The organism is Bartonella sp. AP58NXGY (assembly GCF_042195785.1).
Classification (GTDB): Bacteria; Pseudomonadota; Alphaproteobacteria; order Rhizobiales; family Rhizobiaceae; genus Bartonella.
Genome location: NZ_JBHIOY010000138.1, coordinates 1 through 924 on the forward strand (window position 1 = coordinate 1; position 924 = coordinate 924).

The 924-nt window shown below is 37.0% G+C and carries 2 protein-coding genes and 1 pseudogene; 1 reads left to right on the top strand and 2 read right to left on the bottom strand.

Annotated elements, in window-relative coordinates; translation table 11 throughout:
* Positions 1–193: pseudogene (locus ACFINC_RS10010) on the top strand (phage antirepressor Ant); the annotation flags it as partial.
* Between the two features lie 48 nt (positions 194–241).
* On the opposite strand, the gene ACFINC_RS10015 reads toward ACFINC_RS10010, so the two are convergent.
* Together ACFINC_RS10015 and ACFINC_RS10020 are read right to left on the bottom strand one after the other, a co-directional pair.
* Positions 242–670, bottom strand: a complete 429-nt coding sequence (locus ACFINC_RS10015) for a type II toxin-antitoxin system HicB family antitoxin (protein WP_375617116.1) — start codon at positions 668–670, stop codon at positions 242–244.
* A gap of 69 nt (positions 671–739) precedes the next feature.
* Positions 740–924 (bottom strand): hypothetical protein (locus ACFINC_RS10020; protein ID WP_375617117.1); only part of this gene is annotated, 185 nt, incomplete at its 5' end.

Here is a 924-nt window from a genome sequence, read left to right on the forward strand (position 1 = left end):
CCGTGATACACGCTTTGATTTTCCAAAAGATTGGGATAAAATGTCTCCAACTAAAAAAGCTGTTTACATTTATGGACCTCTCCACATGCATCTTGTTAAAGCCTTTACATTGGTAGAAGAAAGCAAACAGTATAAAACACTCATTGAAGAAGCAAAACAGGTTTTAGAAAAATCTGTCGTAAGAGCTGCTTAGATTTAAAAACATGATTTTATCTTCTCGTCTTCAAAGACGAGGAGATAGTTAAGCCGCGTTTTTGATTGTAATAACGACTTGCTTGCCAAGAACACTCAGTGCTTGCTCTAAAGTTTGAAGCTTCGTTGGATAATTGGGGTCAAGAATGCGTCTTGCTTCTGTTTCTTTTTTACCCAAACGATGTGCCAATTCTGTTTTTGTAATATTTGCTTCATTAAAGGCTTCTACCACTGCAAGCTTAAGAGCATTCCACGCATCTACCGTAACCTCTACAAGACCTTTATATTGCTGTGGTACAGGTAAAGGTAGACCACGCATAGAATAGCTCCGTAATGCCAACCCTAAAGCTTCAACAGCATTCTCTAATGCCTCTACTCTATTTTCTCCAGCTGTTATTGCTTCAGGTACATCCGGAAAAGTCACAACAAAACCACCATCCGGATCAGTTTCAAATTTTGCTTGATACGTATATTCCATGTTTAGGTCTCCTCACTATGATCAAAATACTTTTGAAACGAAAATTTAAAAACATTTGAATTATAAATTTCATATTCCCAATTGTTTTTTTATTATCTTCACATAAAGTGGCGTTAATTCACCCGATTTTATAACAGTTGTCTTGTCTCCAAAAGTTACCAAATAATGTGACCCTTTACCTGCATCAGGAGCTTCACTGTAATGAATGCCTCTTTTTCTGGCTTCTTTACGTAACTCTCTAAGCAGTGCTTCTC

Bases quoted from the DNA above. Each gene is read 5' to 3' on its own strand.
- ACFINC_RS10015 (WP_375617116.1), bottom strand. From the start codon at position 670: ATGGAATATACGTATCAAGCAAAATTTGAAACTGATCCGGATGGTGGT.